The sequence below is a fragment of the Lysobacter terrestris genome (assembly GCF_014489475.1).
Lineage (GTDB): Bacteria > Pseudomonadota > Gammaproteobacteria > Xanthomonadales > Xanthomonadaceae > Agrilutibacter > Agrilutibacter terrestris.
Window position 1 is genome coordinate 236,186 of the sequence record NZ_CP060820.1, and the last position, 23,623, is coordinate 259,808.

The window sequence follows — 23,623 nt, forward strand, 5'->3', positions numbered from 1 at the left end:
ACGATTACGACCCACCCACGGGCGTCGATTGCAGTTGTTTTCACGTTCCCCCGCTCGCACTGGATTGATACGCGCAAGCGCCATCGGGGGCCCCGGACGCGGCAAAGCCGCGGCGCCAAGGCCACCTCGCGTGGTCGTGGAAACAGTGACAGACGAAATGCAGGGACTTACCCCAGCGGCCATCGTATTGACGGCTCGCAGCTTCAACATCCCTGTGTTGCACCGTGTCGCAACCGCGTTCTTGCGGCCCCCTAAGCGACAACGGTGTTCGTTCTATCCCTGAACTCCCCCTCCTACGTCGGCATCCTGCTCGATGGGCGTCTAGGACGCCCGTCACGAAGAGTAGAACGAACTTCGCAGAAACGGCAAGAGGGGATCCAGCCGGCCAGCCGTCAGAAAAATCCGGCGCCCGCGCCGGCCGCCGCCAATGCGGCGGTTCGATTACAGCTTCTGCAGTCGTTCGATCGCCGCATCCAACGTCGCCTCGTTCTTGGCGAAACACAGCCGCGCCAGCCGCTGTCCCTGCGGCGCGGTCTCGTAGAACGGCGACAGCGGAATCGCGGTGACGCACTTCTCGATGGTGAGCCAGCGGCAGAAGGCGACATCGTCGAGATCGCTCACCGCGGAGTAGTCGACCAGCTGGAAGTAGCCGCCCGGCACCGGCAGCGGCTTGAGCTTGGTGGTGAGCAGTTGTTCGCGGAAGCGGTCGCGCTTGGCCTGGTAGAAGGCGCCGAGCTGTTCGTAGTGTTCCGGCTCGGCCTCGATCATTTCGGCGAAGGCCCACTGCGCCGGGGCGAAGGAGCAGAAGGTGTTGTACTGGTGCACCTTGCGGAATTCCGCCGAGAGCGCGGGCGGCGCGATGCAGTAACCGATCTTCCAGCCGGTGCAGTGGTAGGTCTTGCCGAAGCTGGAGATCACGAAGGCGCGTTCGCGCAGCTGCGGGTAGCGCAGCACGGATTCGTGGACGGCGCCGTCGAAGATGATGTGCTCGTAGACCTCGTCCGAGAGCAGATAGATATGCGTGCCGCTGATCAGCGCGGTGAGCTGGGCGATGTCGTCGGCGGTGAACATGGCGCCGGACGGGTTGTGCGGCGAATTGATCATCAGCATCCGCGTCTTCGGGCTGATGGCCGCGCGCACCTGGTCCCACGGCACCGAGAAGTCGACCGGGTCCAGCGGCACGTGCACGGCGCGGCCGCCGGCGAGGTCGATGGCGGGTTCGTAGCAGTCGTAACACGGGTCGAGGACGATGACCTCGTCGCCCGGGCGGACCACGGCCAGGACGGCGTCGAAGATGGCTTCGGAGGCGCCCGAGGCAACGGTAATCTCGGCGTCGGCGTCCGGCCGGTAGCCGTAGCAGCGTTCGGTCTTGGCGGCGATGGCCTGGCGCAGGGCCGGGATGCCGGTCATCGGGGCGTACTGGTTCTTGCCTTCGCGCATGGCGCGGTCGAGCGCTTCGATCAGCCGTTCGGGTACGCTGAAGTCCGGAAACCCCTGGCCCAGGTTGACGGCACCGTGCTCCATGGCGAGCGAGGACATCACGGTGAAGATGGTGGTGCCGACCTTGGGCAGCTTGGTTTCCGGGGTCATTGCAGTGTGCGGTGTGGGGGAAAACCCGGAGTGTAAGGAATGCCTCTCCGGCGTACTAATGACCAACGGCCAGTACTTTGAGGAGGACGCTCATGGGTACCCGTACGATGGATGCGCCTGTAACGCAAAGCAGGAAGACTGGCGGCATGCGCGAGCTGCATCTCGTCAATGCCAGCGAACTGGCCGCTGCCTATGCCGCCGCGCAGTACGCGGTGGTGCTGGACGGCGACGCGCTGGCGCTGCACGTGGGGCAGCGGGCGGTGGATCTCGAAGCCTATTGGCCGCAGCGCCGCTACGCCTTCATTACCGCCTGGAACCCGGCATCGGTGCCGCATTCGGATGCGGCGAACGAAACCGCCAACGCCGTGCTGGTCGCGCGGCTCACCGCCATGGGCCTGGCCCGGCACCCCGCCCACGCCTACGCCAAGTACGGCGATTGGCGCGAAGCCGGCTGGCTGGTGGGCGATATCGACGAGGCACTGGTCGACCTGCTGGGCCGGGAGTTCAGCCAGGCCGGGATCCTGGCCTGGACGTTCGGCGAGCCGGTGCGCCTGCGCATGCTGATGCCGCGGCCGCCGCAGGCCACCGGCCTGGACTGCATCGACTGGGTCGGCTGACCCGGACATCCCATCCGGGCAAATGATCGGGACAGGGGGTTTGCACAGGATGGCCGGGCCGCGGCGGCGGCCGATCGCATAAAATCGCGACTTCGCGGCCGAGGCCGCCTCCCTGCGGCCCCGGTTCTGGAAAGCACGCCCCCCAAGACGGCCCTGCCCCCGCTGCTGGAGGCCCGCGGCCTGCGCTTCTCGCGCAACGACGAGCCTGTGTTCGGCCCGCTGGATTTCGCCGTCGAGGCCAACGAGGCGCTGCTGGTGCAGGGCGACAACGGTGCCGGCAAGACCACCCTGCTGCGGGTGCTGGCCGGGCTGCTGAAGCTGGACGAGGGCGAGGTCCTGATCGAGGGCCGCGTCGCCGATGCCTACCAGCGCTCGCACGCGATCGCGTACCTGGGGCACCTGGCGGCGCTGAAGGCGGACCTGAGCGCCCTGGAGAACCTCGATTTCCTGTGCGGCCTGCACGGGCGGCGCGCGAACCTGGTGCCGGAACAGGCGATGGCGATGGTCGGCTTGGCCGGCTACGAGGACGCGCTGGCGCGGCAGCTGTCGGCCGGGCAGAAGAAGCGGCTCTCGCTCGCCCGCCTGTGGCTGTCGCCGGCGCCGCTGTGGCTGCTGGACGAGCCTTACGCCAACCTCGACCTCGACGGCATCGAACTGGTCAACCGCATGGTCCAGGCGCACCTGCAGGACGGCGGCGCCACGCTGGTGACGACGCACGGTGCGTACGCGGCGCCGCCGGTGCGCACGCGGATGCTGGTGATGAGGAAGCCGGCATGACCGGGGCAACGAATAGCAACGAAGTCATGCAGCGGACTGCAAATCCGCATGCGGCGGGTCTGATCGCAGCTGCCCGCGCCCTGTTCCTGCGCGACCTGCGCCTGCTGTGGCGGCGCCGCGGCGATGCGCTGCAACCGGCCCTGTTCGCGCTGCTGGTGGTGACCCTGTTCGCGCTGGCGCTGGGCAACGACCGCGTGACGCTGGCGAAGTCGGCCGGTGCGGTGCTGTGGCTGGCGTCGCTGCTGGCGGGGCTGCTGGCGCTGGATTCGCTGTTCCGCGGCGATGCCGACGACGGCTCGCTGGAGCAATGGATGCTGGCGCCGGTGCCGCTGGCGTGGCTGGTGCTGGTCCGCACGTTCATGCATTGGGCGACCACGGCGTTGCCGCTGCTGGTCGCCGCGCCGCTGCTGGCCGAACTCCTGCACCTGCCGCACGCGCAGTTGGGCGTGCTGCTGGCCTCGCTCGCGCTGGGCACGCCTTTGCTGAGTCTGCTCGGTGCGGTGGTGGCCGCGCTGACGGTCGGAATGCGGCGCTCCGGTATACTCGTGGCCCTGCTGGCGCTGCCGCTTTACGTGCCGGTGCTGGTGTTCGGAGCGGGGAGCGTCGTCCAGGCGGCACAGGGACTGGATGTCACCGGCGCGCTGCTGATGCTGGGGGCCGGACTCGTCCTCGCACTGGTATTGGCACCGCTGGCCGCCGCCGCCGCCATCCGGATCGCCCTGAACTGAACACCGCCTACTTGAAGCAACCGGTCGGCCGGTTCCGAGCATCCGGTTGAGCCCGATCAAGCCACAGGGCGCAACGCTCAACGACAATATCGCCGTCCGCCACCAACCGCGGACGCTCCGAGAAACGATGAATCCGATCCTGCGCTGGTTCCACCAACTTGGTTCGCCGCCGTACTTCGACCGCTTCGCCACGCGCTGGGCGCCGTGGGGGTACGGGCTGGGCCTGCTGGTGATGGCGGTGGGCGTCTATTGGGGCCTGTTCCATACCCCCGCCGACTACCAGCAGGGCGACAGCTTCCGCATCCTCTACATCCACGTGCCCAGCGCATGGATGAGCATGGCGATCTACGCGTTGATGGCCGTGTACGCGGTGATCGCGCAGGTGTGGCGGATCAAGCTGTGCGAGATCCTGGCCATGGCCTGCGCGCCGATCGGCGCCGCCTTCACCCTCATCACCCTGCTCACCGGTTCGATCTGGGGCAAGCCGATGTGGGGCACGTGGTGGGACTGGGACCCGCGCCTGACCACCGAGCTGATCCTGCTCTTCATGTACCTGGGCGTGATCGGCCTCTACAACGCCATCGACGACCGCCGCGCCGCCGCGCGCGCCGCCGGCTTCCTCGCCATCGTCGGCGTGGCACTGCTGCCGGTGATCCGCTACTCGGTGGTGTGGTGGAACTCGCTGCACCAGGGCCAGACCATCCGCCTGATGGGCGAATCGACCATGGACGCAAGCATGATCGCGCCGCTGGTGCTGATGATCGTCGGCACCAAGCTGTGGTTCATCGGCGCCCTGCTCGCCCGCGCGCGCGCCGACAACCTGCGCCGCGAAGCCGGCAAGGCCTGGGTCGCGCAGATCGCGGAGCCGCGCGCATGAGCTACCTCAACTACCTGATCGCCGCGTACGCGGTGTTCGTGATCGTGCTGGGCTGGGACTACGTCGCCACGCACCTGCAGATCCGCCGCCAGCTGCGCAATGCGCGCCTGCGCTCCGCCCGTGAAGCGGCGCGCGCCACCAAGAACGAACTGAGCCGATGAACCCGACCCGCCGCAACCGCCTGCTCTGGATCGCTGCGCTCGTCGCCGCCGCCGGCATCGCCGCCGCGATGATCACCTACGCGATCCAGCGCAACATCACCTATCTCTACACACCGAGCGAAGTGCTGCGCGGCGAGGCTGGCGCGAACGCGCGCTTCCGCCTCGGCGGCATGGTTGCAGCGGACTCGTTCAAGCGCGCGCCCGGCTCGCTCGAAGCGCACTTCCGCGTGACCGACGGCGATGCGCAGATGCCCGTGGTCTACACCGGCATCCTCCCCGACCTGTTCCGCGAGAAGCAGGCGGTGATCGCCACCGGCCGCATGCAGGGCGACCACTTCGTCGCCGAGCAGGTGCTCGCCAAGCACGACGAGACCTACATGCCGAAGGAAGTGGCGGACAAGATGGGCATGGCGCACAAGAAGCACGACGTGCAGTCGCCCGCGCCTGCCGCGGAAGCGAAGTAACCGTGCTGCCCGAGCTTGGCCAATTCGCCCTCGTCCTCGCGCTGCTGATCGCGGCGGTGCAGGCGATCCTGCCGCTGGTCGGCGCCCAGCGCGGCATCGGCGCGTGGATGGCGATCGCCCGGCCCGCCGCGTACGCGCAGTTCGCGCTGGTGGCGCTGGCGTTCGGCGTGCTCACCTACGGCTTCGTCAGCCAGGACTTCTCGATCAAGTACGTCGCCACCAACAGCAACTCGCTGTTGCCGATGGTGTACCGCTACACCGCGGTGTGGGGCTCGCACGAGGGCTCGCTGCTGCTGTGGGCACTGATCCTGGCGGTGTGGACCGCGGCGGTGGCGCGTTTCTCGCAGCGCCTGCCGATGGAAGTGATCGCGCGCGTGCTCGGCGTGATGGGCTTCGTGGCGTTCGGCTTCCTCGCCTTCCTGATCTTCACCAGCAACCCGTTCGAGCGCCTGCTGCCCGCCGTCGCCGAAGGCCGCGACCTCAACCCGCTGCTGCAGGACCCGGGGATGATCATCCATCCGCCGATGCTGTACCTGGGCTACGTCGGGTTCTCGGTGCCGTTCGCGTTCGCCATCGCTGCCCTGCTCGACGGCCGCATCGATGCGCGCTGGCTGCGCTGGACGCGGCCGTGGACCAACATCGCCTGGGCGTTCCTCACCCTCGGCATCGCGCTGGGTTCGTGGTGGGCGTACTACGAACTGGGCTGGGGCGGCTGGTGGTTCTGGGACCCGGTCGAGAACGCGTCCTTCATGCCGTGGCTGGCCGGCGCGGCGCTGCTGCATTCGCAGGCGGTGACCGAGAAGCGCGGCAGCTTCCGCGGCTGGACCCTGCTGCTGGCGATCGCGACGTTCTCGCTGTCGCTGCTGGGCACCTTCCTGGTGCGCTCGGGCGTGCTGACTTCGGTGCATGCCTTCGCCGCCGATCCCTCGCGCGGCGTCTTCATCCTCGTGTTCCTCGGCATCGTGATCGGCGGCTCGCTGCTGCTGTACGCCCTGCGCGCACCGTCGGACGAAGGCGGCGCGTCGTTCGGCACCGCCTCGCGCGAGACGCTGCTGCTGGCGAACAACCTGCTGCTGTCGACCGCCTGCGCGATGGTGCTGCTGGGCACGCTGTATCCGCTGCTCGCCGATGCACTCGACCTCGGCAAGATCTCGGTCGGTCCGCCCTACTTCGCGTTGATGTTCATGGTGCTGATGGCGCCGCTGATCCTGTTGCTGCCGTTCGGCCCGGTGACGCGCTGGCAGCGCGAACAGGCCTCGAAGCCGCTGGCTATGCTGCTGCCGTGGGGCATTCTGGCTGTCCTCGCCGGCATCGCCGCGTACTTCCTCGCACCGCAATCGTCGTGGAAGGTGCTGGCCGGCGGGCTGGCGTCCGCATGGATCGCGGTGGGCACGCTGCGCTTCGTGTGGTCGCGCTTCGAACAATCCGGCCGGCAATTCACCGCCGAGATGCTGGGCATGACGCTCGCGCACTTCGGCATCGCGGTGTTCCTGGTTGGCGCGTTGCTGACCGAAGGCCTGAGCCAGCAGCGGGAAGTCGCCGTGGAGCTGGGCAAGAGCGTGGAACTGGGCCGCTATGCGTTCCGTTTCGACGGCGCGGAGCGCTACCAGGGGCCGAACTACATCGGCGACCGCGGCACCGTCACGGTCTTCCACAACGATGCGCCGCTGACCGTGCTGCATCCGGAAAAGCGCGCCTACGCCAGCGGCGGCCAGGTGATGACCGAAGCGGCGATCGATCCGGGCGTCACCCGCGACCTGTATGTCGCGATGGGCGAATCGCTCGGCGGCGACACCTGGGCGCTGCGCGTGCACGTGAAGCCGTTCGTGCGCTGGATCTGGGCCGGCGCGATTCTGATGATGCTGGGCGGACTGGTGACGGCGACCGATCGCCGCTTCGCCCGCGCCGACAGCCGCAAGCCCTCGGAGAACGCCGCGTGAGCGAACGCAAGCCCGTGATGCGTCTTTCATGGATGCGGTTGATGCCACTGCTCGTCGTCGCCGCGCTCGGCGTGCTGCTCGCCGCCGGCGTGTGGATGAGCCGCAATCCGAACCGTGAAGCCCTGCCCTCGCCGTTGATCGGCAAGGCGGCGCCGACCTTCGAACTGCCGGTGCTGCACGAAGCCGGCCGCCTGTTCGGCACCAGGGACCTGCAGGGCGCGCCTTACCTGCTCAACGTCTGGGGCAGCTGGTGCCCGGCGTGCCGCGACGAACATCCGGTGCTGACCCGCTTCGCCGAAAGCAAGCGCGTGCGCGTGGTCGGCTTCAACTGGAACGACGAGCACGCCGATGCGATGGCGTGGCTGGAACAGTTCGGCAACCCGTACTGGATCGTCGTCACCGATCGCGAAGGCAAGGTCGCGATCGACTGGGGCATCTACGGTGCGCCGGAAAGCTTCCTGGTCGACGGCAAGGGCGTGGTGCGCTGGAAGTTCGTGGGTCCGCTCACCGACGAGGTGATCGCGCAGCAACTGCTGCCGAAGCTGGCCGAGATCGAGCGCGCGCCATGAGCGGCTGCTTCCTCCACCGCATCCGCCTCGCGGCGCTCGTAGCGGCAGCGAGCCTGCTGCTGATGTCGTCGCTGGCGCTGGCGCAACCGGGCACGCCGGTGGCGCCGCCCGAATTCACCAGCAGCGCGGAGGAAACGCGCTTCCACGCGCTGGTGTCCGAGCTGCGCTGCGTGATGTGCCAGAACCAGTCGCTGGCCGATTCCAACGCGCAGATCGCCACCGACCTGCGCCGCGAAGTGCTGGAGCTGATGCGCCAGGGCAAGTCGGATCGCGAGATCAAGGAATTCCTGGTGGCCCGTTACGGCGAATTCGTGCTGTACCGCCCCCAGGTCGAATCGAAGACGTGGCTGCTGTGGTTCGGCCCACTGCTGATCCTGCTCGCCGGCGGCGCCGTGGTGGTGGCCGTCGTACGCAAGCGTGCCGGCGCGACCAATCCGGCCACCGACGAAGACCAGGAGTGGTGACTTGACCGCCTTCGTGATCGCCGCGGCCGTGCTCGCCGTGTTCGTGCTCGGCCTGGTGCTGCGCCCCTTGTGGCGCGACAACCGCGCCGTGGCGGGGACGATGATCGCGTCGATCGCGATCGTCGCCGGCCTGCTGTACCTGCTCGTCGGCACGCCGCGCGCGCTCGATCCCGCGCAGCGTCGTGCGCCCGACACGCTGGCCGACGCGGTGGGCCAGCTCGAAGCCGAATTGCGGCGCAACCCCAACCAGCCCGAAGGCTGGCGCCTGCTGGCGCGCTCGCAGGCCGCACAGGGCCGCGTCGTGGAAGCGCGCGATGCCTACGCGCGGGCCGTGCAGCTCGCGCCGGAAGAACCCGACCTGCTCGCCGAAGCCGCCGAAGCACGCGCGCTTGCCAGCCCGGACCGCCGTTTCGACGACGAAGCCGTCGCCCTGCTCCGGCGCGCGCTGGCGAAGCAGCCGATGCACCAACGCGCGCGCTGGTTCCTCGGCATCGCGCAGCGCCAGGCGCAACAGCCGGCGGAAGCGGCGAAGACCTGGGAGCCGTTGCTGGGCCTGGTCGATGCCGCCACGGCCGACAGCCTGCGGGCGCAGATCAATGCCGCACGTGCCGAAGCCGGACTGACGGCGCTGCCGGTCCCGGCCACGGCGAAACCGCTGCTACGCGTCACCGTCGACCTCGCGCCGGAGATGCAGGCACGCCTGGGCGCGAACGACACCCTGTTCGTGATCGCGCGCCAGCCGAACGGGCCGCCGATGCCTGTCGCGGTCAAGCGCGTCGCCGCCACCGGCTTCCCGATCACCGTCGAACTCGGCGACGGCGACAGCCCGATGCCGACGATGAAGCTGTCGCAGCTCGCGGCGGTGGAAATCCTCGCCCGCGTGTCGCGCCAGGGCGTGGCCAATCGCGCCGCCGGCGACCTGGAATCGGCGCCCCTGCCGGCGCAGCCCAAGGCCGGCGCCGCCTACACCCTGAGCATCGACCGCATCGCCGAGTAAGCCACGGCCGCAGCCGCGGCCCGCAGCGTTGCAGCCGTGGCGCCATTGATCGCTTGCAATTACATAGCGCGCTATGTAATTTGGCAGCCATGGCCACCAAGCCCGCCACCGACGCCAAAGCCGCCCGCGCCCTCAAGCTTGGCAACCAGCTGTGCTTCACGCTGTATTCGACCTCGCTGGCGATGACCAAGCTCTACCGCAAGCTGCTCGCCGAACTCGAGCTCACCTACCCGCAGTACCTGGTGATGCTGGTGCTGTGGGAAGGCGACGAACTCACCGTCTCCCAGATCGGCGAACGCCTGTTCCTGGATTCGGCGACGCTGACGCCGCTGCTCAAGCGCCTCGAGGCTGCCGGCCTGCTGACGCGCGAGCGTTCCACGCAGGACGAACGCCAGGTCGTGATCCGCCTCACCCGCGCCGGCAAGGCCCTGCAGGCCAAGGCCGCACAGGTGCCCGAATCCATCTTCTGCGCCGCCGACCTCCCGAAAGAACAGCTGGCGCCGCTGAAGGCGCAGCTCGAGGCCCTGCGCGCCAACCTCCACGCCAACGCTACGGACTGAACAGTCCGATGCACCCGCCTTCATCCGCACCATTTAAATAGCGCGCTATTTAATAGGCAACACCAAATCGGAACGCGGCGCCGATCCCCCTTCGCCGCACACCCAAGGAACACAACCATGGCTCTCGACAAAGTCCTCTACACCGCCACTTCCACCGCCACCGGCGGCCGCGAAGGCCGCGCCGTCTCCTCCGACAAGGCGCTCGACATCCAGCTGTCCACGCCGCGCGAACTCGGCGGCGCCGGCGGCCCCGGCACCAACCCGGAGCAACTGTTCGCCGCCGGCTATTCGGCCTGCTTCATCGGCGCGCTGAAGGTCGTCGCCGCGCGCGAGAAGATCGCCCTGCCCGCCGACACCTCGATCACCGGCCATGTCGGCATCGGCCCGCTCGGCAACGGCTTCGGCATCCAGGCCGAGCTGCAGATCTCGATCCCGGGCGTGTCGCGCGAAACCGCCGAAGATCTCGTCGCCAAGGCGCACCAGGTCTGCCCGTACTCCAATGCCACCCGCGGCAACATCGACGTCACCCTCACCGTGGTCTGACGGCTTGCGGATGCACCGCATGGAGCGCACGCGTTCCATGCGGTGCCCGCCAGCATTGCACCGGCGGCGCGGCGATGGCGGCAGCGATTGCTAAACTCCGCCCCCATGACCGAATTCATTCCCGTCGGCACCCGTTACGTCGACCTGCCCTCGCCGTTCGCGATGAAGCGCGGCGGCGAACTGCGCAATGCCCACGTCGCCTATGAAACCTGGGGCGAACTCAACGCGGCCCGCGACAACGCCATCCTGATCGTCACCGGCCTGTCCCCGGACGCGCACGCGGCGGCCAATGCGGCCAACCCGGAAGCGGGCTGGTGGGAGCCGATGCTGGGCCCGGGCAAGCCGATCGACAGCAACCGCTGGTACGTGATCTGCGTGAACTCGCTCGGCAGCTGCAAGGGTTCGACCGGGCCGGCGACGATCGACCCCGCCACCGGCGACACCTATCGCCTGGCGTTCCCCGAACTCGCGGTCGAAGACGGCGCCCATGCCGCCGCCCACGTCGTGCGCGCGCTCGGCGTCGAACGGCTGGCCTGCGTGATCGGCAACTCCATGGGCGGCATGACCGCGCTGGCGCTGCTGCACCTGCATCCCGGCATCGCCCGCGCGCACATCAACATCTCCGGGGCGACGCGCGCACTGCCGTTCTCGATCGCCATCCGCTCGTTGCAGCGCGAAGCGATCCGCCTGGATCCCGAGTGGAACCACGGCAACTACACCGACGCGCACTACCCGGAATCGGGCATGCGCATGGCGCGCAAGCTCGGCGTGGTCACCTACCGCTCCGCGCTGGAATGGGACGGCCGCTTCGGCCGCGTGCGGCTGGAGTCCGACCGCCCCGAGGAAGAACCCTTCGGCCTGGAATTCCAGGTCGAGAGCTACCTTGAAGGCCACGCCCGCCGCTTCGTGCGCCGCTACGACCCCAATTGCTACCTCTACCTCAGCCGCTCGATGGACTGGTTCGACCTCGGCGAATACGCCGGCGGCGACGTGATGGCCGCCCTCGCCCGGATCCGCGTCGAGAAGGCGCTGGCGATCGGCGTGCACACCGACATCCTCTTCCCGCTGCAGCAGCAGGAGGAGATCGCCACCGGCCTGCGCGCGGGCGGCGCGGATGCGGAGTTCCTGCCGCTGGAATCGCCCCAGGGCCACGATGCCTTCCTGGTCGACATCGACCGCTTCGGCCCGGCCGTGCGCGGTTTCCTCGACCGGCTCTAGCACCGCACGCCAGCGCACGTGAAAACCTGAACCGGCGCCCATGCCCGCAACGGCGCGAGCCCGCTAGAATGGGTTATATGGACATAGCGCAAAATCATCAGCCCGAAGCCGCCGCGCTGCCGCACTTCGACTTCCCCGGTCACGACAAGCTGGTCGCCGCCATCGACGCCGCCGTAGCCGCGGGCGACGAGCACGCCGTGACCGCCGCGCTGCGCAACGTGCTGTGCCGGATGATCCGCGACCGCGACGTCGAACTGCCCGCCTGCGTGCACGACCCGATCCAGGACCACTACGCGCGCCGCGAGCTCTACCGCAGCCCGCAGCACGGCTACAGCGTCGTGGCGATGACCTGGGGCCCGGGCCAGGGCACGCCGGTGCACGACCATTCCGGCCTGTGGTGCGTGGAAGGCGTCTGGGACGGCGAGCTGGAAATCGTCCAGTACGAACTGCTCGAACGCGACGGCGACCGCTTCCACTTCCGCGCCGCGGGCGGCATGCACGCCGGCCCCGGCAGCGCCGGCAGCCTGATTCCGCCGCACGAGTACCACACCATCCGCAACGCCAGCGACCGCAACGTCGCGATCTCGCTGCACATCTACAAGGCGCCGATGGAGTGCTGCTCGATGTTCACGCCGCGCGAGGGCGAATGGTTCGTGCGCCAGGACAAGACACTCTGTACCGACGCGACCGAATGATCCACGACGATGCCGGGCTTGCCCGGCATTTTCTTTTGCGCGCACTCGCATCTGATCGAGCCACGCCACTGCCACGGACCGGAGCGTTTCCATGCTGAAAGACCTGCTGCTCGCCTCGTTCCACCACCTGCTGTTCTTCGCCCTGATCGCCATGCTGGTGACCGAATCGGTCCTGCTGCGCGGCCGCGTCGACGGCGTCGTCGTGCAACACCTTGCCCGCCTGGACTCCGGCTACGGCATGAGCGCGGGCCTGCTGCTGGTGGTCGGCCTGCTGCGCGTCTTCCAGGGCGTGAAGGGCTACGACTTCTACCTGCACAACCCCTGGTTCCACGCCAAGCTCGGCTGCTTCGTGCTGGCCGGGCTGCTGTCGATCCTGCCGACCATCCGCTTCCTGCGCTGGCGCAAGGCGCTGGCCGCCGACCCCGCGTTCGTGCCGGCCGCCGGCGAAGTCGCGGCGCTGGCGCGTATCGTCCGCTTCGAACTGCTGCTGGTCGCCGCGATCCTGGTATTCGCCGCGATGATGGCCCGCTACGGCGGCTTCTGAAGCCAATCCCCGGCCCGCTCGGCTATACTGCGCGGCCGCGCCGGAATGGCGGAATCGGTAGACGCAGCGGACTCAAAATCCGCCGCCCTTAAAAGCGTGTGGGTTCGAGTCCCACTTCCGGCACCAGAAAAAACAAAGGGTTAGGCTTCGCGGCCTAACCCTTTTGTTTTGGCCCAACTAGAGCAATGGAGGAACCATGCCGTTGATGCTTGGGGAGCGGGTGGCAGTCGCAGCACTCGCAAAGCTGCTCTATGACTTCTTGCCGGCAAGTGGAAACAACAGCACGTCTTTTCCCATTGCAGCAGCGCGGGCGGGTGTTGCGGAAGGATGGCCTCACGGTAAACCGAGCAAGGAACCCGGCATCGTCGCGCTCTTGACTTGGACGTTGGAGTACCGGCGCAGCAACTTTTGCGCATTGATCCAAGAGGTAGTGATTCAATCAATTACTTGGCGTGGACGAGGCGGAAATCCGCTCACTCGCGACGAAGTCACCGAGCTTAATCGCCTTTTGCTTGGGGTTAACTTCAAAATCCCCGAACTGAATGCATCGTCGTTTCTGGATAGCTTGCCTGGCGGTGTCGTAAGCACACCTCAGGCAACACAGGTCCCGAGCGAAGCCGCGTATGCGCAACTAATGAGCGAACTGATGGCTCTGGCTACCCTCGATCCGCAAGGTCGCGGATACGCGTTTGAGAAGTTCCTCAGCAATGTGTTTGATGTGTTTAGTCTGGCCCCACGAGGCGCATTCCGTAATATCGGAGAACAGATAGACGGCAGCTTCGTCCTTCATCACGAAACTTACCTAGTCGAAGCAAAGTGGCAGAACGCGAGAACCGACGCCAGCGATCTTCGCTCCTTTGCCGGCAAGGTGCGCGACAAGACCACTTGGGGACGTGGCGTGTTCATCAGCAACTCTGGCTTCACTGATGTTGGCCTTGAAGCGTTCGGCCGAGGCCAGCCAGTGATTTGCGTTGAGGGGCTAGATCTCTACGAAGCACTGGAACGACGACTTGATTTGGCCGACGTGTTTGCCCGCAAAGTGCGTCGCGCCGTTGAAACAGGCCGCCCCCTCGTTCGGGTTCGTGAGCTATACCCTTAACCGTCGGCCACGGGCGTGGACATTACCGGCACTCAAGCTCGGCACACCCCAGACATAGAGAAGGCCCAGTCCTAGAGGTTTGAACCCTCTGGTGGCTGAGCCTTCCGTTGCCGGAGCGGTTGCGTCGAGTTTTCAGGCTCGTCACTTGTTCTCCGACGCCTGTGAGCTTACTGCGGCGACTGTTATCACCGGATAAAGGCCGCCTCAAGATTGGCGAAAACCCCGTTCAGCGCGAGCCGGCGATGCCGCCGAGCACCGCCACCAGCAGCACGCCGAACACGATCGCGGTGAGCCAGGCGAGCAGCACGCCCAGCAGCGACTTCCACTGCCGACGCAGGCCGAAATACGCGCCCACCGCCAGCGTCGGGGCCACCAACATGCCCAGCCACAGCAGGCCCGCTGCGGCGGCGAACCTGACCGAGCTGAAGCGCGCCAGCAGCGGCAAGGCCACGGTCAGCCACAGGAAGGTGAATCCGATCGCCACCCAGCCCACGCCGTAGCCGCGCCACCACGGATTGCCGGTGGGGCGGACCACGCCGCCTTCGGCCGGGCGCGAGGACGGCGGTGCGTACAGGGTGTCGAAGGAGGACGCGGAGTCGTCTCCCGCAGTGGTTTGCGGCGACGGCTGCCCGGTCATGCCCAGGGCCACCAGCCGCTACCCGTCTGCGCGTAACGATCGGCCGCGCGCTCGAAGCGGTTGCGCACGCTGACGCCGCCGCACGCCAGGTACAGCGGCAGGAACAGCAGGCCCAGCGCCATGTACTGGTAGACGTGGGCGCGTTCGTGGTCGGCGAGCATGATCGGCGCCTCGTCGCCGTGGCCGGCGCGGTGTGCGTAGGTCACGCAGGTCGAATCCAGTGTGTCGCCGGTGTGCAGGATCACGTTGCCCAGCGTGAGCGCCCCGCCCGGCCCCCACGGCCAATGATGGAACACCACCGCGAGGTCGCGCGGCCGCCAGTGCACGTGCGCGCCGAACGCGAGCCCGACGAGTCCCGCGATCAATCCAAGCAGGGTGTTAGGCAGGGCCCAGAGCAGGCCGAGCGCCACCGCGGTGCCGCGCAGCACTGGATTCAATTGCCCTCTTCCGGGATCAGCAGCCACAGGATCAGGTAGACCAGGATGCCGGGGAAGCCCGCCGACACGATCGACAGCACGACGTACAGCACGCGCGTGAGCGTGGCGCTCCAGCCGAAGCGCCGGGCGATGCCGCCCATCACGCCGGCGATGATGCGGTCGTGGCGACTGCGGGAAAGCGTGCGCGGGGCGTTCATGGGTCCATCCTCCTCATGCCTGCCGAGTCTAGCGCGGCGTCAACGCGGGTTGGGTTGCGGCTTGCGCATTTCGCGCAGTCTTTCGGTCAACCAAACCGCCGACGGAATGGCCGGCCGGCCCGGGCACCGCACCTGGTAGGCGCGGCCGCTCATGCTGCTCTTGGTGCCGGCGCGCTCGATGAACTGCTCGGCGTTGGCGGCCATGTCGCGTTCGCGCAACCAGTCGTACTTGCGACGCAGGTGTTCCTGCGCCTTCTGCGCCGGATACCAGCTGCCGTTGCGCTGGAAGTCGCAGCCGGATGCGCCCAGCGCGGCGATCAACGCCTCGATTTCGCGCGTGGCGGCGGGCGGCGGCGCTGCCGGCGCGGGCAGCGCCAGCAGCAGGCCGATGAGCAATGCGAAGAGTCGGTTCATGCGGCAAGCGTGGCGGCGGCTGGCTGAATCGGTGCTATCGCGATCCTTCCATCGCGACCGGTGCTAGCGCGAACGCTGCGTCAGCCAGTCGTGGATCCCCGCTGGCACCTCGCGTTGCGCGCGGCTCGACACGTAGATGCCGATGTGGCCGCCCTTGAACGAGAGTTCGCTGTAATCGTCGCTACCCACCAGATCCTTGAGCGCTTTCGACGCCGCCGGCGGCACCAGGTGGTCCTGCTCGGCGAAGATGTTCAGCACCGGCATGTCGACGTAGCCCAGGTCGACCGGGCGTCCGCCGATCTCGATGCCGCCGTTGACGAAGCCGTTGCGCTGGTAGAACTGGGTGACGAACTGGCGGAAGGCCTCGCCCGCCTGGTCGGGCGAGTCGAAGATCCACTTCTCCATGCGCAGGAAGTCTTCCAGCGCCTGCTTGTTGTCGAGGATGTCCATCATCCCGACGTACTTCTGCACGAACAGCCGCCACGGCTTGAGCGTGAGGTAGGTCCAGTTCATCAGGTCGGCCGGGACGTTGCCGAGCGTGTCGACGAAGGCATCGACGTCGAGGCCGCGCACCCAGTTCGACAGCATGTTGTCCTCGCCGTGGAAGTCCACCGGCGTGACCATGGTGACGAGGTTGCGGACCTTCTTCGGGTTCAACGCGGAATAGCACAGCGAGAACGCGCCGCCCTGGCAGATGCCGAGCAGGTTGACCGCGTCCATCCGGTATTCGCGGCGCAGGTGGTCGATGGCGCCGCCGAGGAAGCGCTGGATGTAGTCCTCCAGTTCCAGGTAGCGGTCGGAGCGGTCTGGGTAGCCCCAGTCGATCACGTACACGTCCTGGCCGCGTTCCAGCAGGCCGCGCACGATCGACTTGTCGCTCTGCAGGTCGACCATGTACGGGCGGTTGACCAGCGCGTAGCTGATGATCAGCGGCACCTTGGCGGTCGGCGCCTTCTCGCCGCGGAAGCGGTACAGCACCACCTTGCCGTCGCGCCAGACTTCCTCGCGCGCGGTCGCGCCGTAGGCCACGTCGTCGACCTCGTGCAGCGTTTCCAGGCCGGCGCGCAGCTTGGCCTGCATCTGCATCGCTTCCTGCGCCAGCGCATCGGGGGTGAAGTTGAAGGGGCCGAGCAGGTCGTGGCGGTTCATGCGCGTGCTCCCTTCTTCCTCGCCGGGGCCTTGGCCGCGGCTGCCTTGGTGGCCTTCGCAGCGGCGGGCTTCTTTGCCTCCGCTGCAGGCGCGGCGTTGCCGCGTTCCTGCAAGGCATCGCGCACGCGGCGCAGTTCGCGTTCGAGCTGCACGATCTTGCGGTGCGCCGCATCGATCTCGGTGCGGGTCGGGATGCCGAGCTGGTTGCAGTACTGCTCGACCTCGCCCTGCAGGCCGGCGCGCACCTTCATCTGTGCGTTGAGGAAGTCGCCGTAGGTTTCACGGAAGCGTGGCGACAGCGCGATCTCGGCATAGGCGTCCTCGGCCGCGTCAATCCACAGGTCGAACAGCGCGCGCGCCGAGGTGAGCTGGCGGCCGGGTTCGCTGCGTTCGGCGAGCTTGTCCTCGAAGCGGCGGAAGGCGGCCTGCGTCGCCTCGCCCATCAAGGCGTTGTAGGCGTTGCTCTTTTCCTGGTAGTCCAGCTGCGCCTGCGCCAGCGCCTGCCAGCGCTCCTGGTGCTCGCGCGCGAAGCCGAACGCCGGCAGCCCCAGCCAGCTGCGGCCGTCGCGCTGCATCGATTGCAGCAGCGGCGCCATCTGTTCCATCCACTGGTCCACGCCGTACTGGCCCGGCCCCGGCATGCCCTGGAACATCTGTGCGAACGCGTTGGAGCCGTTCGCGCCGAGCATCCGCTGCCACGCAGCCGCGATGTCGGCGGGCTGCGCGTTGGTGCCGGCGAACTGCGCGGCCAGCTGCTGCATCTGCCCCAGCCACTGCTGCGCCTGCGAATTGAAGCGGTTGACGGCATCGTCGGCGCCGCTCATGGGATTCGCCGCGGCGGCACCCTTCGCCAGCTGCGACCACCAGCCCAGGGCATCGTTCCAGTTCGGCATGGCGGGCTGGGCCGGCGCGGCACCCGCGCGCATCGCCTCGCCCCAGGCGCCCCAGTACTGGCGCGCGAGCTGCTCAAAATCGTCGAATCCGCTGGCCATACGTTCCTCCGTCAAGACGGACGGATGATAACGCCGCGGTTGTTGCAACTGTGCCGCGGCGACCGGCGGGCGGTGCTCAGGGCTTGGGGATGTGCAGGGTCTTGCTGATCATCAACGAGCCCGACAGCGCGAACATCAGCACCAGCGGATGGAACTGCCACGGGCCCAGCCGGACCATGCCCAGCCACAGGTTCTCGCCGATCGCGCCCTGCCACGCCGCGATCGCGAGCACCACCACCAGCAGCAGGCTGGTCGGGATCGGCGTGCCTTCGAAGTACTTCACCTTGTCGCCGCCGCCGGACAGCAGCTCGGCGGTGACGTTGTAGCGCGCCAGCCGGCTGACGCCGCAGCCGACGAAATAGCTCAGCACGGCCCAGTCCCAACCGCCCTGCAGACCGCAGGCGTAGGCCAGGGCCGCGGGGGCGACACCGAAGGAAATCACGTCGGCCAGCGAATCCAGTTCGCGCCCCAGCGTCGAGGACGACTGCCGCCAGCGCGCCACGCGGCCGTCGAGCGCGTCGAAGATGAAGGCGGCCGGGATCAGCGCCATCCCCACCAGCAGGTCGTTCACCACGCCGTCCTGCAGGAAGCGCATCGCCGCGAAGATCGCGCCGGTGCCGCAGAAGGCATTGGCCAGCGTGAACCAGTCGGCCAGGTGGAAGCCACGGATCATCGAGAAGTGGCGGCGCTGCGGGGTGGGCTTGTTCATGGCGGCGATGCTGCCAAGCGCGCGCCGCCGCGGCAAGCCATCCGTGCAGGCGTCGCACCGCGAGGCGCGCACCGGAGCCTGCGGCGCATGGCACCGCTAAACTTCCACGGTGTCCCTGCCGCCCCCTCCTCCCCGCAAAGTCGTGCATGTGGACATGGATGCGTTCTACGCCTCCGTCGAACAGCGCGACGATCCATCGCTGCGCGGCAAGCCCGTGGTGGTGGCCTGGCGTGGGGCGCGCTCGGTGGTGTGCGCGGCCAGCTACGAGGCGCGGCGGTTCGGGGTGCGCTCGGCGATGCCCGCGGTGCGGGCCGAGCGGCTGTGCCCGCAGGCTGTCTTCGTGCCGCCGGACTTCACCCGCTACAAGGCGGTGTCGAAACAGGTGCGCGAGATCTTCGCGCGCCACACCGACCTGATCGAGCCGCTGTCGCTGGACGAGGCCTACCTCGACGTCACCGTCACCAAGACCGGCCTGGCCACCGCCACCGAAACGGCGGAAGCCATCCGCGCGGCGATCCGCGAGGAAACGCAGCTCACCGCGTCGGCCGGCGTCGCGCCGAACAAGTTCCTCGCCAAGATCGCCAGCGACTTCCGCAAGCCCGACGGCCTGTTCGTGGTCCGTCCGCACCAGGTGCTGGCCTTCCTCGAACCCTTGCCGGTCGGTCGCCTGCCCGGCGTCGGCAAGGTGATGGAGGGCAAGCTGGCGCAACTCGGCGTAACCACCGTCGGCGACCTGCGCGCGTTGCGGGTCGAGGAACTGGAGCAGCGCTTCGGCCGCTGGGGCCAGCGCCTGCACGAGTTGTCACTGGGCATCGACGAGCATCCGGTGCAGAGCGAACGCCCGACCATGCAGATCTCCGCCGAGGACACCTTCGAGCACGACCTGCTGCTGGAGGAGTTGGAGCCGCACATCCGTCGCCTCGCGGAGAAGGCCTGGGCGGGTTACGAGCGCGAACAGGCGTCGTCGCCGGGCCGCCTGGCGCGCACCGTGGTGCTGAAGCTGAAGACGTCGGACTTCCGCACGCTGACGCGCAGCCTGACGCCGCCGCAGCGGCCGGAGTCGTTGCAGCAGCTGGCGGACATCGCCTGCGAGCTGCGCGCACGCGTGGAGTTGCCGGACCGGACGCGGTATCGGCTGGTGGGGGTCGGGCTGTCGGGGTTCGTGGCTGCCGACAGTGCGGCGGCGCAGGAGGATCTGTTCGGGTGAGGCGGATTTACTGCGCTTGAGTGTTCGCTGCGTTTGAGTGGAAGCAACGGCAGGCTCGCTGCGCTCGCTTCCCCTCATCCGCCCTTCGGGCACCTTCTCCCCGCGTGCGGGGAGAAGGAAGATCTGAAGCCACGACATCCGTTTGTCTTTGCAACCGGTGGCAGCCTCAGCCCCATCGCACTCCCCTCTCCCTATCGCCTGCGATGGGGAGAGGGTGCCGAAGGCGGGTGAGGGGCGCTTTTGATCTTGCGGTTGCTTGGGGCTCGCTGCGCTCGCTTCCCCTCATCCGCCCTTCGCGCACCTTCTCCCCGCATGCGGGGAGAAGGACATGCAGTTCCCGGTTACCAGATCACCACGCGCTTGTCGCCAACCCGCACCATCGGGTCACCGTCCTTGCATTGGAACGCCGCGGCGTACTCGGGCATGTTCGACGGCGGTGCGATCGCGCGGAAATTGCCCGGGGCGTGTGGGTTGGTGGCCACCAGAACCTTCAGCGACTCCGGCGTCATCGCGCCGCGCCAGCTCAGCGCGTAGCTGGCGAAGAAGCGCTGGTCGCGGCTCATGCCTTCGACCATCGGGTCGGGCGTGCTGCCCGCCGCTTTCTTCATCGCGTCGTAGGCGATCTCGATGCCGCCCAGGTCGGCGATGTTCTCGCCCAGGGTCAGGCGGCCGTTGACCTTCATGCCCGGCAGCGCTTCATAGCCGTTGAACTGCTGCACCAGCTTCTCGCTGCGCTCGGCGAAGCCCTTCGCGTCGGCGGCGGTCCACCAGTTCTCGAAGTTGCCGCCGGGCCCGAAGCGGCTGCCCTGGTCGTCGTAGCCGTGCATCAACTCGTGGCCGATGGTGGCGCCGGTGTTGCCATAGTTGAGCGCGTCGTCGGCCTTGGGGTCGAACAGCGGCGGCTGCAGGATCGCCGCGGGGAACACGACTTCGTTGAGCTGCGGGTTGTAGTAGGCGTTGACCGTCTGCGGACTCATGCCCCACTCGCTGCGATCGACCGGCTTGCCGATCTTGGCGAGGTCCCAGCGGTAGTTGAATTCATTGGCCGCGAGCACGTTGCCGATGTAGCTGTCGCGGCTCGTGGCCAGCCCGGACCAGTCGCGCCACTTGTCCGGATAGCCGATCTTGGGCGTGAAGGTCGCCCACTTCGCCAGCGCCTTCTGCCGCGTCTCCGCGCTCATCCAGTCCAGGTTCTCCAGGCGCGTCTTCAGCACGTCGCGCATGTTCTGGACCATGTCCAGCACCTTGGTCTTGGATTCCGGCGGGAACGTCGCCTGCACGTAGAGCTGGCCCATGGCTTCGCCGGTGGTGCGGTTGATCGTGCCCAGCACGCGCTTCCACGGTTCCTGGATCTGCTTCTGGCCGTTGAGCGCCTTGTTGTGGAATTCGAAGTACTGCTGCGCGAAGTCGTCGCTGAGGTAGCGCGCGGCGGCATCGAGCATCTGGAAGCGCAGGTAGCTCTTCCAGGTCGCCACCGGCACATCGCCGAGCATGCGGTCGAATTCCTGCTGGAACGCCGGCATCGCCAGCGAGAACATCTTCGGCGCGGCCAGCCCCTGCGCGGCGAAGAACTCGCTCCAGGCGAAATGCGGGGTCAGCTTGTCGGCGTCGGCGAGCGAGACCGGGTTGTAGTACAGGGCCGTGTCGCGCGAGAGCTCCTCGCTCGACTTGGACGCCTTCGCCAGGCGCGTCTCGAACGCGAGCACGTCCTGCGCCTGCTTAGCGGCATCGGCGGCGGCGATGCCGGACATCTCCAGCAGCCTGGCGACGTGGGCCTGGTAGGCCTCGCGGGCCTGCTTCTTGTCGGCGTCGAAGTAATAGCCGCGATCCGGCAGGCCCAGCCCGCCCTGGGTCACGTAGGCGATGTTGACGTTGGAATCCTTGAAGTCCGGGCTCGAACCGAAGCCGAACACGTAGCCATTGCCCTTGGCGTACGACTCGCGCAGGAAGCGCGCGACGGAATCGCCATCGGTCAGCGCATCGACCGCCGCGAGCCGGCCCTGCAGCGGCTGGATGCCCTGCGCGTTGCGCTTGGCGGCATCCATGCCGGTGGCCCACAGGTCGCCGATGATCTTCTCCACGCCCGCACCCGAGGTCGTCGCGGCATGCGCGGCGAGCTGGTGCTGCACGGCGAGCGAGCGTTCGCTCATCGCTTCGTACAGCCCCCAGTCGGTGCGATCGGACGGAATCGGGTTGGCGGCCTTCCACTTGCCGTTGACGTAGGCGTCGAGGTCGGCGCACGCGCCGTGCGCGGGATCGAGGTCGCTGGCGAGGAATCCGGCCACCTGCGGCAGCTTGGCTTCGTCGAGCTTGAACGCCGGCGCGGTGGTGGCCGCCTGGGCTTCGGGCGCGGCCTGCCTGCCGGCGTCGCAACCGGCCAGGGCGAGCATGCCGACGAGGCAGCCGGCGGCCAGCGGTTTGATCTGAAGTACAGCCATGGGGATCTCCGGGAGTGGTCTGGCGGGCCGCAGGCATCGAGGCCCGATCGCAGCCATGCGGTAATCCCGAAGCTAGCAGTGGTTCCCCTGCAGATGCATGTGACGTTCGGGCTAGAACGTCACATGCAGGGACGGCGCGCTGCTCGAAGCAGAAGCCGTCGTTCACTCTCGAAAGCCGCCGGCGCGGCCCTGCGATGCGGGCGTCTCAGGGTTTGACGCGGGCCGGCTTGCTGGCTTCAAGAAACAGTTCCCGCGCCGCCACGCCCAGGTCCGGCTGGTCGATGAAGAAACCCTGCACGCCCAGGCCATACAGCTGCACGGCTTCGGCGATCACCGACTGGTTGATGCCGGTTGGCGTCTGCGACAGGTACGGCTCTTCGGCGCGCAGCGTGTACGGATGCACGACCAGCCCGGCCTTGAGTGCCTGCGCCAGCAGGGGATGCACCAGGCCATGGTTGCGCGTGGCCAGCTGCGCGTTGCCGTCGCCATCCGCATCGGCCTTCGCCGGCGACGCGGCGCGCGGCAGCAGGTTCACCTTCCACGGGCCGATGCCGCTGGCGTAGTTCGCCTTCATCCACTGCAGCGCGGGCTCGCCGGCCAGTGCGAGGTACTGCGTGTCCGCCTCGATGCCACCGATCACGCCGGGCAATCCGCCGTAGATCGCACCGAGGTCGGCGCCGTTGGCCAGGTTCCAGTGGAAGTCGTAGGGCCCGCTGGCGTAGATGTCGTCGAACAGCTGCACCAACGGAAAGTCCACGCCCGCCGACGGCATGATCGATTTCTTCAGTTCGATCAGGTTCGCCACCTCGAAGCTCTGGATGTAGACGCGGCGCGGATCGGTGAAGCCTTCGGCGACCAGCGTCTCCACCAGCTTGCGTCCCAGCGACACGCCGATCGGGGTGCCGTCCAGCCGGCGTCCTTCGCTGGCGAAATAGGTCGGATGCTTGGTTTCCGGGTACACGCCGATCACCCGGCCATCGCGGCTTTCCGCCTTCGCCAGGCGCACGACCTCGGCGAACGTCGGGATCTGGTACATGCCGTCGAAGCGCGTGTTGGCGGGGCGCACCGCGGGAATGCGCTCCTTCGCGCGCAGCGTCTTCAGTTCGGCGAGCGTGAAGTCTTCGGTGAACCACCCCGTCATCGCCTGGCCGTCGATGCGCTTGGTGGTGCGGCGATCGGCGAACTCGGGATGCCGGGCGACATCGGTGGTGCCGGAGATCTCGTTCTCGTGGCGGGCGACGAGCACGCCGTCGCGGGTCGCGACCAGGTCGGGTTCGATGAAGTCGGCGCCCTGGCGGATGGCGAGGCGGTACGACTCCAGGGTGTGTTCGGGGCGATAACCGCTCGCACCGCGATGGCCGATCACGATCAAACCCTGGTGGTCGGTGCGGTGGACAGGCGTCACGGCATGGGCGTCCCTGGCGGACACTGCCGGGGCAAGCGCCAACAAGGCGCAGGTGGCGGCAGCGGCAAGCAGCGTGCTTCGCATGATGGACCTCTTGGTCAGTCGGGGGAATGCCGGCTCCCTGCCGGCTGCGCGATGGTCGTGGCCCGACGTTGCGGGCGCTTGACCGCGGCAAGTCACGCGCCGGCACTGGCA

General features: G+C 67.8%; 27 protein-coding genes and 1 tRNA gene. 18 read left to right on the top strand and 10 right to left on the bottom strand.

The annotated features are described in order from the left end of the window. Positions 1–441: 441 nt before the first annotated feature. The gene (locus H8B22_RS01055) at positions 442–1,590 is read right to left on the bottom strand and encodes a pyridoxal phosphate-dependent aminotransferase (RefSeq protein ID WP_187712320.1); all 1,149 of its coding nucleotides are present in this window, start codon (positions 1,588–1,590) and stop codon (positions 442–444) included. Positions 1,591–1,736: 146 nt separating this feature from the next. Between H8B22_RS01055 and H8B22_RS01060 the strand changes: the two genes are divergently transcribed. The 17 genes from H8B22_RS01060 (at position 1,737) to H8B22_RS01140 (ending at position 13,843) form a co-directional block, all read left to right on the top strand. Next, positions 1,737–2,207 (top strand): DUF3293 domain-containing protein, encoded by a 471-nt coding sequence (locus tag H8B22_RS01060; RefSeq protein WP_187712321.1) that lies wholly within the window; start codon positions 1,737–1,739, stop codon positions 2,205–2,207. Positions 2,208–2,333: 126 nt separating this feature from the next. Next, positions 2,334–2,984 (top strand): heme ABC exporter ATP-binding protein CcmA, encoded by a 651-nt coding sequence (gene ccmA, locus H8B22_RS01065; protein ID WP_407060833.1) that lies wholly within the window; start codon positions 2,334–2,336, stop codon positions 2,982–2,984. 26 nt (positions 2,985–3,010) lie between these two features. Beyond that, the gene (gene ccmB, locus H8B22_RS01070) at positions 3,011–3,712 is read left to right on the top strand and encodes a heme exporter protein CcmB (RefSeq protein ID WP_187712322.1); all 702 of its coding nucleotides are present in this window, start codon (positions 3,011–3,013) and stop codon (positions 3,710–3,712) included. Positions 3,713–3,839: 127 nt separating this feature from the next. Continuing rightward, a complete protein-coding gene (locus H8B22_RS01075) occupies positions 3,840–4,589 on the top strand; it encodes a heme ABC transporter permease (protein WP_187712323.1) in 750 nt (249 codons plus the stop codon). Further along, positions 4,586–4,750 (top strand): heme exporter protein CcmD, encoded by a 165-nt coding sequence (gene ccmD / locus H8B22_RS01080; RefSeq protein WP_187712324.1) that lies wholly within the window; start codon positions 4,586–4,588, stop codon positions 4,748–4,750. The genes H8B22_RS01075 and ccmD overlap by 4 nt, the downstream gene beginning before the upstream one ends. Further along, on the top strand, positions 4,747–5,214 hold the full coding sequence (gene ccmE, locus H8B22_RS01085) for a cytochrome c maturation protein CcmE (RefSeq protein WP_187712325.1): 468 nt from the start codon (positions 4,747–4,749) through the stop codon (positions 5,212–5,214). The genes ccmD and ccmE overlap by 4 nt, the downstream gene beginning before the upstream one ends. A gap of 2 nt (positions 5,215–5,216) precedes the next feature. After that, complete coding sequence (locus tag H8B22_RS01090; protein ID WP_187712326.1) at positions 5,217–7,154, top strand: heme lyase CcmF/NrfE family subunit; 1,938 nt, start codon at positions 5,217–5,219, stop codon at positions 7,152–7,154. Between the two features lie 32 nt (positions 7,155–7,186). After that, positions 7,187–7,723, top strand: coding sequence for a DsbE family thiol:disulfide interchange protein (locus H8B22_RS01095; RefSeq protein WP_407060834.1), 537 nt, complete (start codon positions 7,187–7,189; stop codon positions 7,721–7,723). Beyond that, positions 7,720–8,187 carry a cytochrome c-type biogenesis protein gene (locus H8B22_RS01100; RefSeq protein ID WP_187712327.1) on the top strand — a complete coding sequence of 156 codons (468 nt, stop codon included), beginning with the start codon at positions 7,720–7,722 and terminating at the stop codon, positions 8,185–8,187. The genes H8B22_RS01095 and H8B22_RS01100 overlap by 4 nt, the downstream gene beginning before the upstream one ends. 1 nt (position 8,188) lies before the next feature. Next, positions 8,189–9,184 (top strand): tetratricopeptide repeat protein, encoded by a 996-nt coding sequence (locus tag H8B22_RS01105; RefSeq protein ID WP_225876238.1) that lies wholly within the window; start codon positions 8,189–8,191, stop codon positions 9,182–9,184. Between the two features lie 89 nt (positions 9,185–9,273). After that, positions 9,274–9,744 (top strand): MarR family winged helix-turn-helix transcriptional regulator, encoded by a 471-nt coding sequence (locus H8B22_RS01110; protein WP_187712328.1) that lies wholly within the window; start codon positions 9,274–9,276, stop codon positions 9,742–9,744. A gap of 117 nt (positions 9,745–9,861) precedes the next feature. Further along, complete coding sequence (locus tag H8B22_RS01115) at positions 9,862–10,287, top strand: organic hydroperoxide resistance protein (protein WP_187712329.1); 426 nt, start codon at positions 9,862–9,864, stop codon at positions 10,285–10,287. Between the two features lie 105 nt (positions 10,288–10,392). Then, positions 10,393–11,505: a homoserine O-acetyltransferase MetX gene (gene metX, locus H8B22_RS01120; protein WP_187712330.1), complete on the top strand. Its 1,113-nt coding sequence runs from the start codon at positions 10,393–10,395 to the stop codon at positions 11,503–11,505. A 77-nt stretch (positions 11,506–11,582) separates the two neighbouring features. Further along, complete coding sequence (locus tag H8B22_RS01125; protein WP_225876239.1) at positions 11,583–12,200, top strand: cysteine dioxygenase family protein; 618 nt, start codon at positions 11,583–11,585, stop codon at positions 12,198–12,200. Between the two features lie 91 nt (positions 12,201–12,291). Then, positions 12,292–12,744 carry a DUF2214 family protein gene (locus tag H8B22_RS01130; protein WP_187712331.1) on the top strand — a complete coding sequence of 151 codons (453 nt, stop codon included), beginning with the start codon at positions 12,292–12,294 and terminating at the stop codon, positions 12,742–12,744. A 39-nt stretch (positions 12,745–12,783) separates the two neighbouring features. Then, positions 12,784–12,870, top strand: a tRNA-Leu gene (locus tag H8B22_RS01135). 70 nt (positions 12,871–12,940) lie between these two features. Further along, entirely contained in the window at positions 12,941–13,843 is a 903-nt protein-coding gene (locus tag H8B22_RS01140; protein ID WP_208456914.1) for a restriction endonuclease, read from the top strand. A gap of 226 nt (positions 13,844–14,069) precedes the next feature. On the opposite strand, the gene H8B22_RS01145 is transcribed toward H8B22_RS01140, so the two are convergent. From H8B22_RS01145 to H8B22_RS01175, 7 genes are all read right to left on the bottom strand, one after another. Beyond that, a complete protein-coding gene (locus tag H8B22_RS01145; protein ID WP_187712332.1) occupies positions 14,070–14,492 on the bottom strand; it encodes a hypothetical protein in 423 nt (140 codons plus the stop codon). Next, positions 14,477–14,905 carry a hypothetical protein gene (locus H8B22_RS01150; protein WP_187713469.1) on the bottom strand — a complete coding sequence of 143 codons (429 nt, stop codon included), beginning with the start codon at positions 14,903–14,905 and terminating at the stop codon, positions 14,477–14,479. The genes H8B22_RS01145 and H8B22_RS01150 overlap by 16 nt, the downstream gene beginning before the upstream one ends. Before the next feature lie 8 nt (positions 14,906–14,913). Continuing rightward, on the bottom strand, positions 14,914–15,114 hold the full coding sequence (locus tag H8B22_RS01155; RefSeq protein WP_187712333.1) for a PspC domain-containing protein: 201 nt from the start codon (positions 15,112–15,114) through the stop codon (positions 14,914–14,916). 39 nt (positions 15,115–15,153) lie between these two features. Beyond that, positions 15,154–15,528: a YfeK family protein gene (locus tag H8B22_RS01160; RefSeq protein WP_187712334.1), complete on the bottom strand. Its 375-nt coding sequence runs from the start codon at positions 15,526–15,528 to the stop codon at positions 15,154–15,156. Positions 15,529–15,591: 63 nt separating this feature from the next. Further along, entirely contained in the window at positions 15,592–16,662 is a 1,071-nt protein-coding gene (locus H8B22_RS01165) for a class III poly(R)-hydroxyalkanoic acid synthase subunit PhaC (RefSeq protein ID WP_187713470.1), read from the bottom strand. Positions 16,663–16,673: 11 nt separating this feature from the next. Then, positions 16,674–17,669 carry a class III poly(R)-hydroxyalkanoic acid synthase subunit PhaE gene (gene phaE, locus H8B22_RS01170; RefSeq protein ID WP_187712335.1) on the bottom strand — a complete coding sequence of 332 codons (996 nt, stop codon included), beginning with the start codon at positions 17,667–17,669 and terminating at the stop codon, positions 16,674–16,676. Positions 17,670–17,745: 76 nt separating this feature from the next. Beyond that, a complete protein-coding gene (locus H8B22_RS01175; protein WP_187712336.1) occupies positions 17,746–18,378 on the bottom strand; it encodes a CDP-alcohol phosphatidyltransferase family protein in 633 nt (210 codons plus the stop codon). Between the two features lie 109 nt (positions 18,379–18,487). Here H8B22_RS01175 and dinB point away from each other — a divergent pair, with 109 nt between their 5' ends. Beyond that, positions 18,488–19,585 carry a DNA polymerase IV gene (dinB, locus tag H8B22_RS01180; RefSeq protein ID WP_187712337.1) on the top strand — a complete coding sequence of 366 codons (1,098 nt, stop codon included), beginning with the start codon at positions 18,488–18,490 and terminating at the stop codon, positions 19,583–19,585. A 341-nt stretch (positions 19,586–19,926) separates the two neighbouring features. On the opposite strand, the gene H8B22_RS01185 is transcribed toward dinB, so the two are convergent. Together H8B22_RS01185 and H8B22_RS01190 are read right to left on the bottom strand one after the other, a co-directional pair. Beyond that, positions 19,927–22,023 (bottom strand): M13 family metallopeptidase, encoded by a 2,097-nt coding sequence (locus H8B22_RS01185; protein WP_187712338.1) that lies wholly within the window; start codon positions 22,021–22,023, stop codon positions 19,927–19,929. A 205-nt stretch (positions 22,024–22,228) separates the two neighbouring features. Beyond that, positions 22,229–23,428, bottom strand: a complete 1,200-nt coding sequence (locus H8B22_RS01190) for a glycerophosphodiester phosphodiesterase family protein (protein ID WP_208456916.1) — start codon at positions 23,426–23,428, stop codon at positions 22,229–22,231. Between the last annotated feature and the right edge of the window lie 195 nt (positions 23,429–23,623).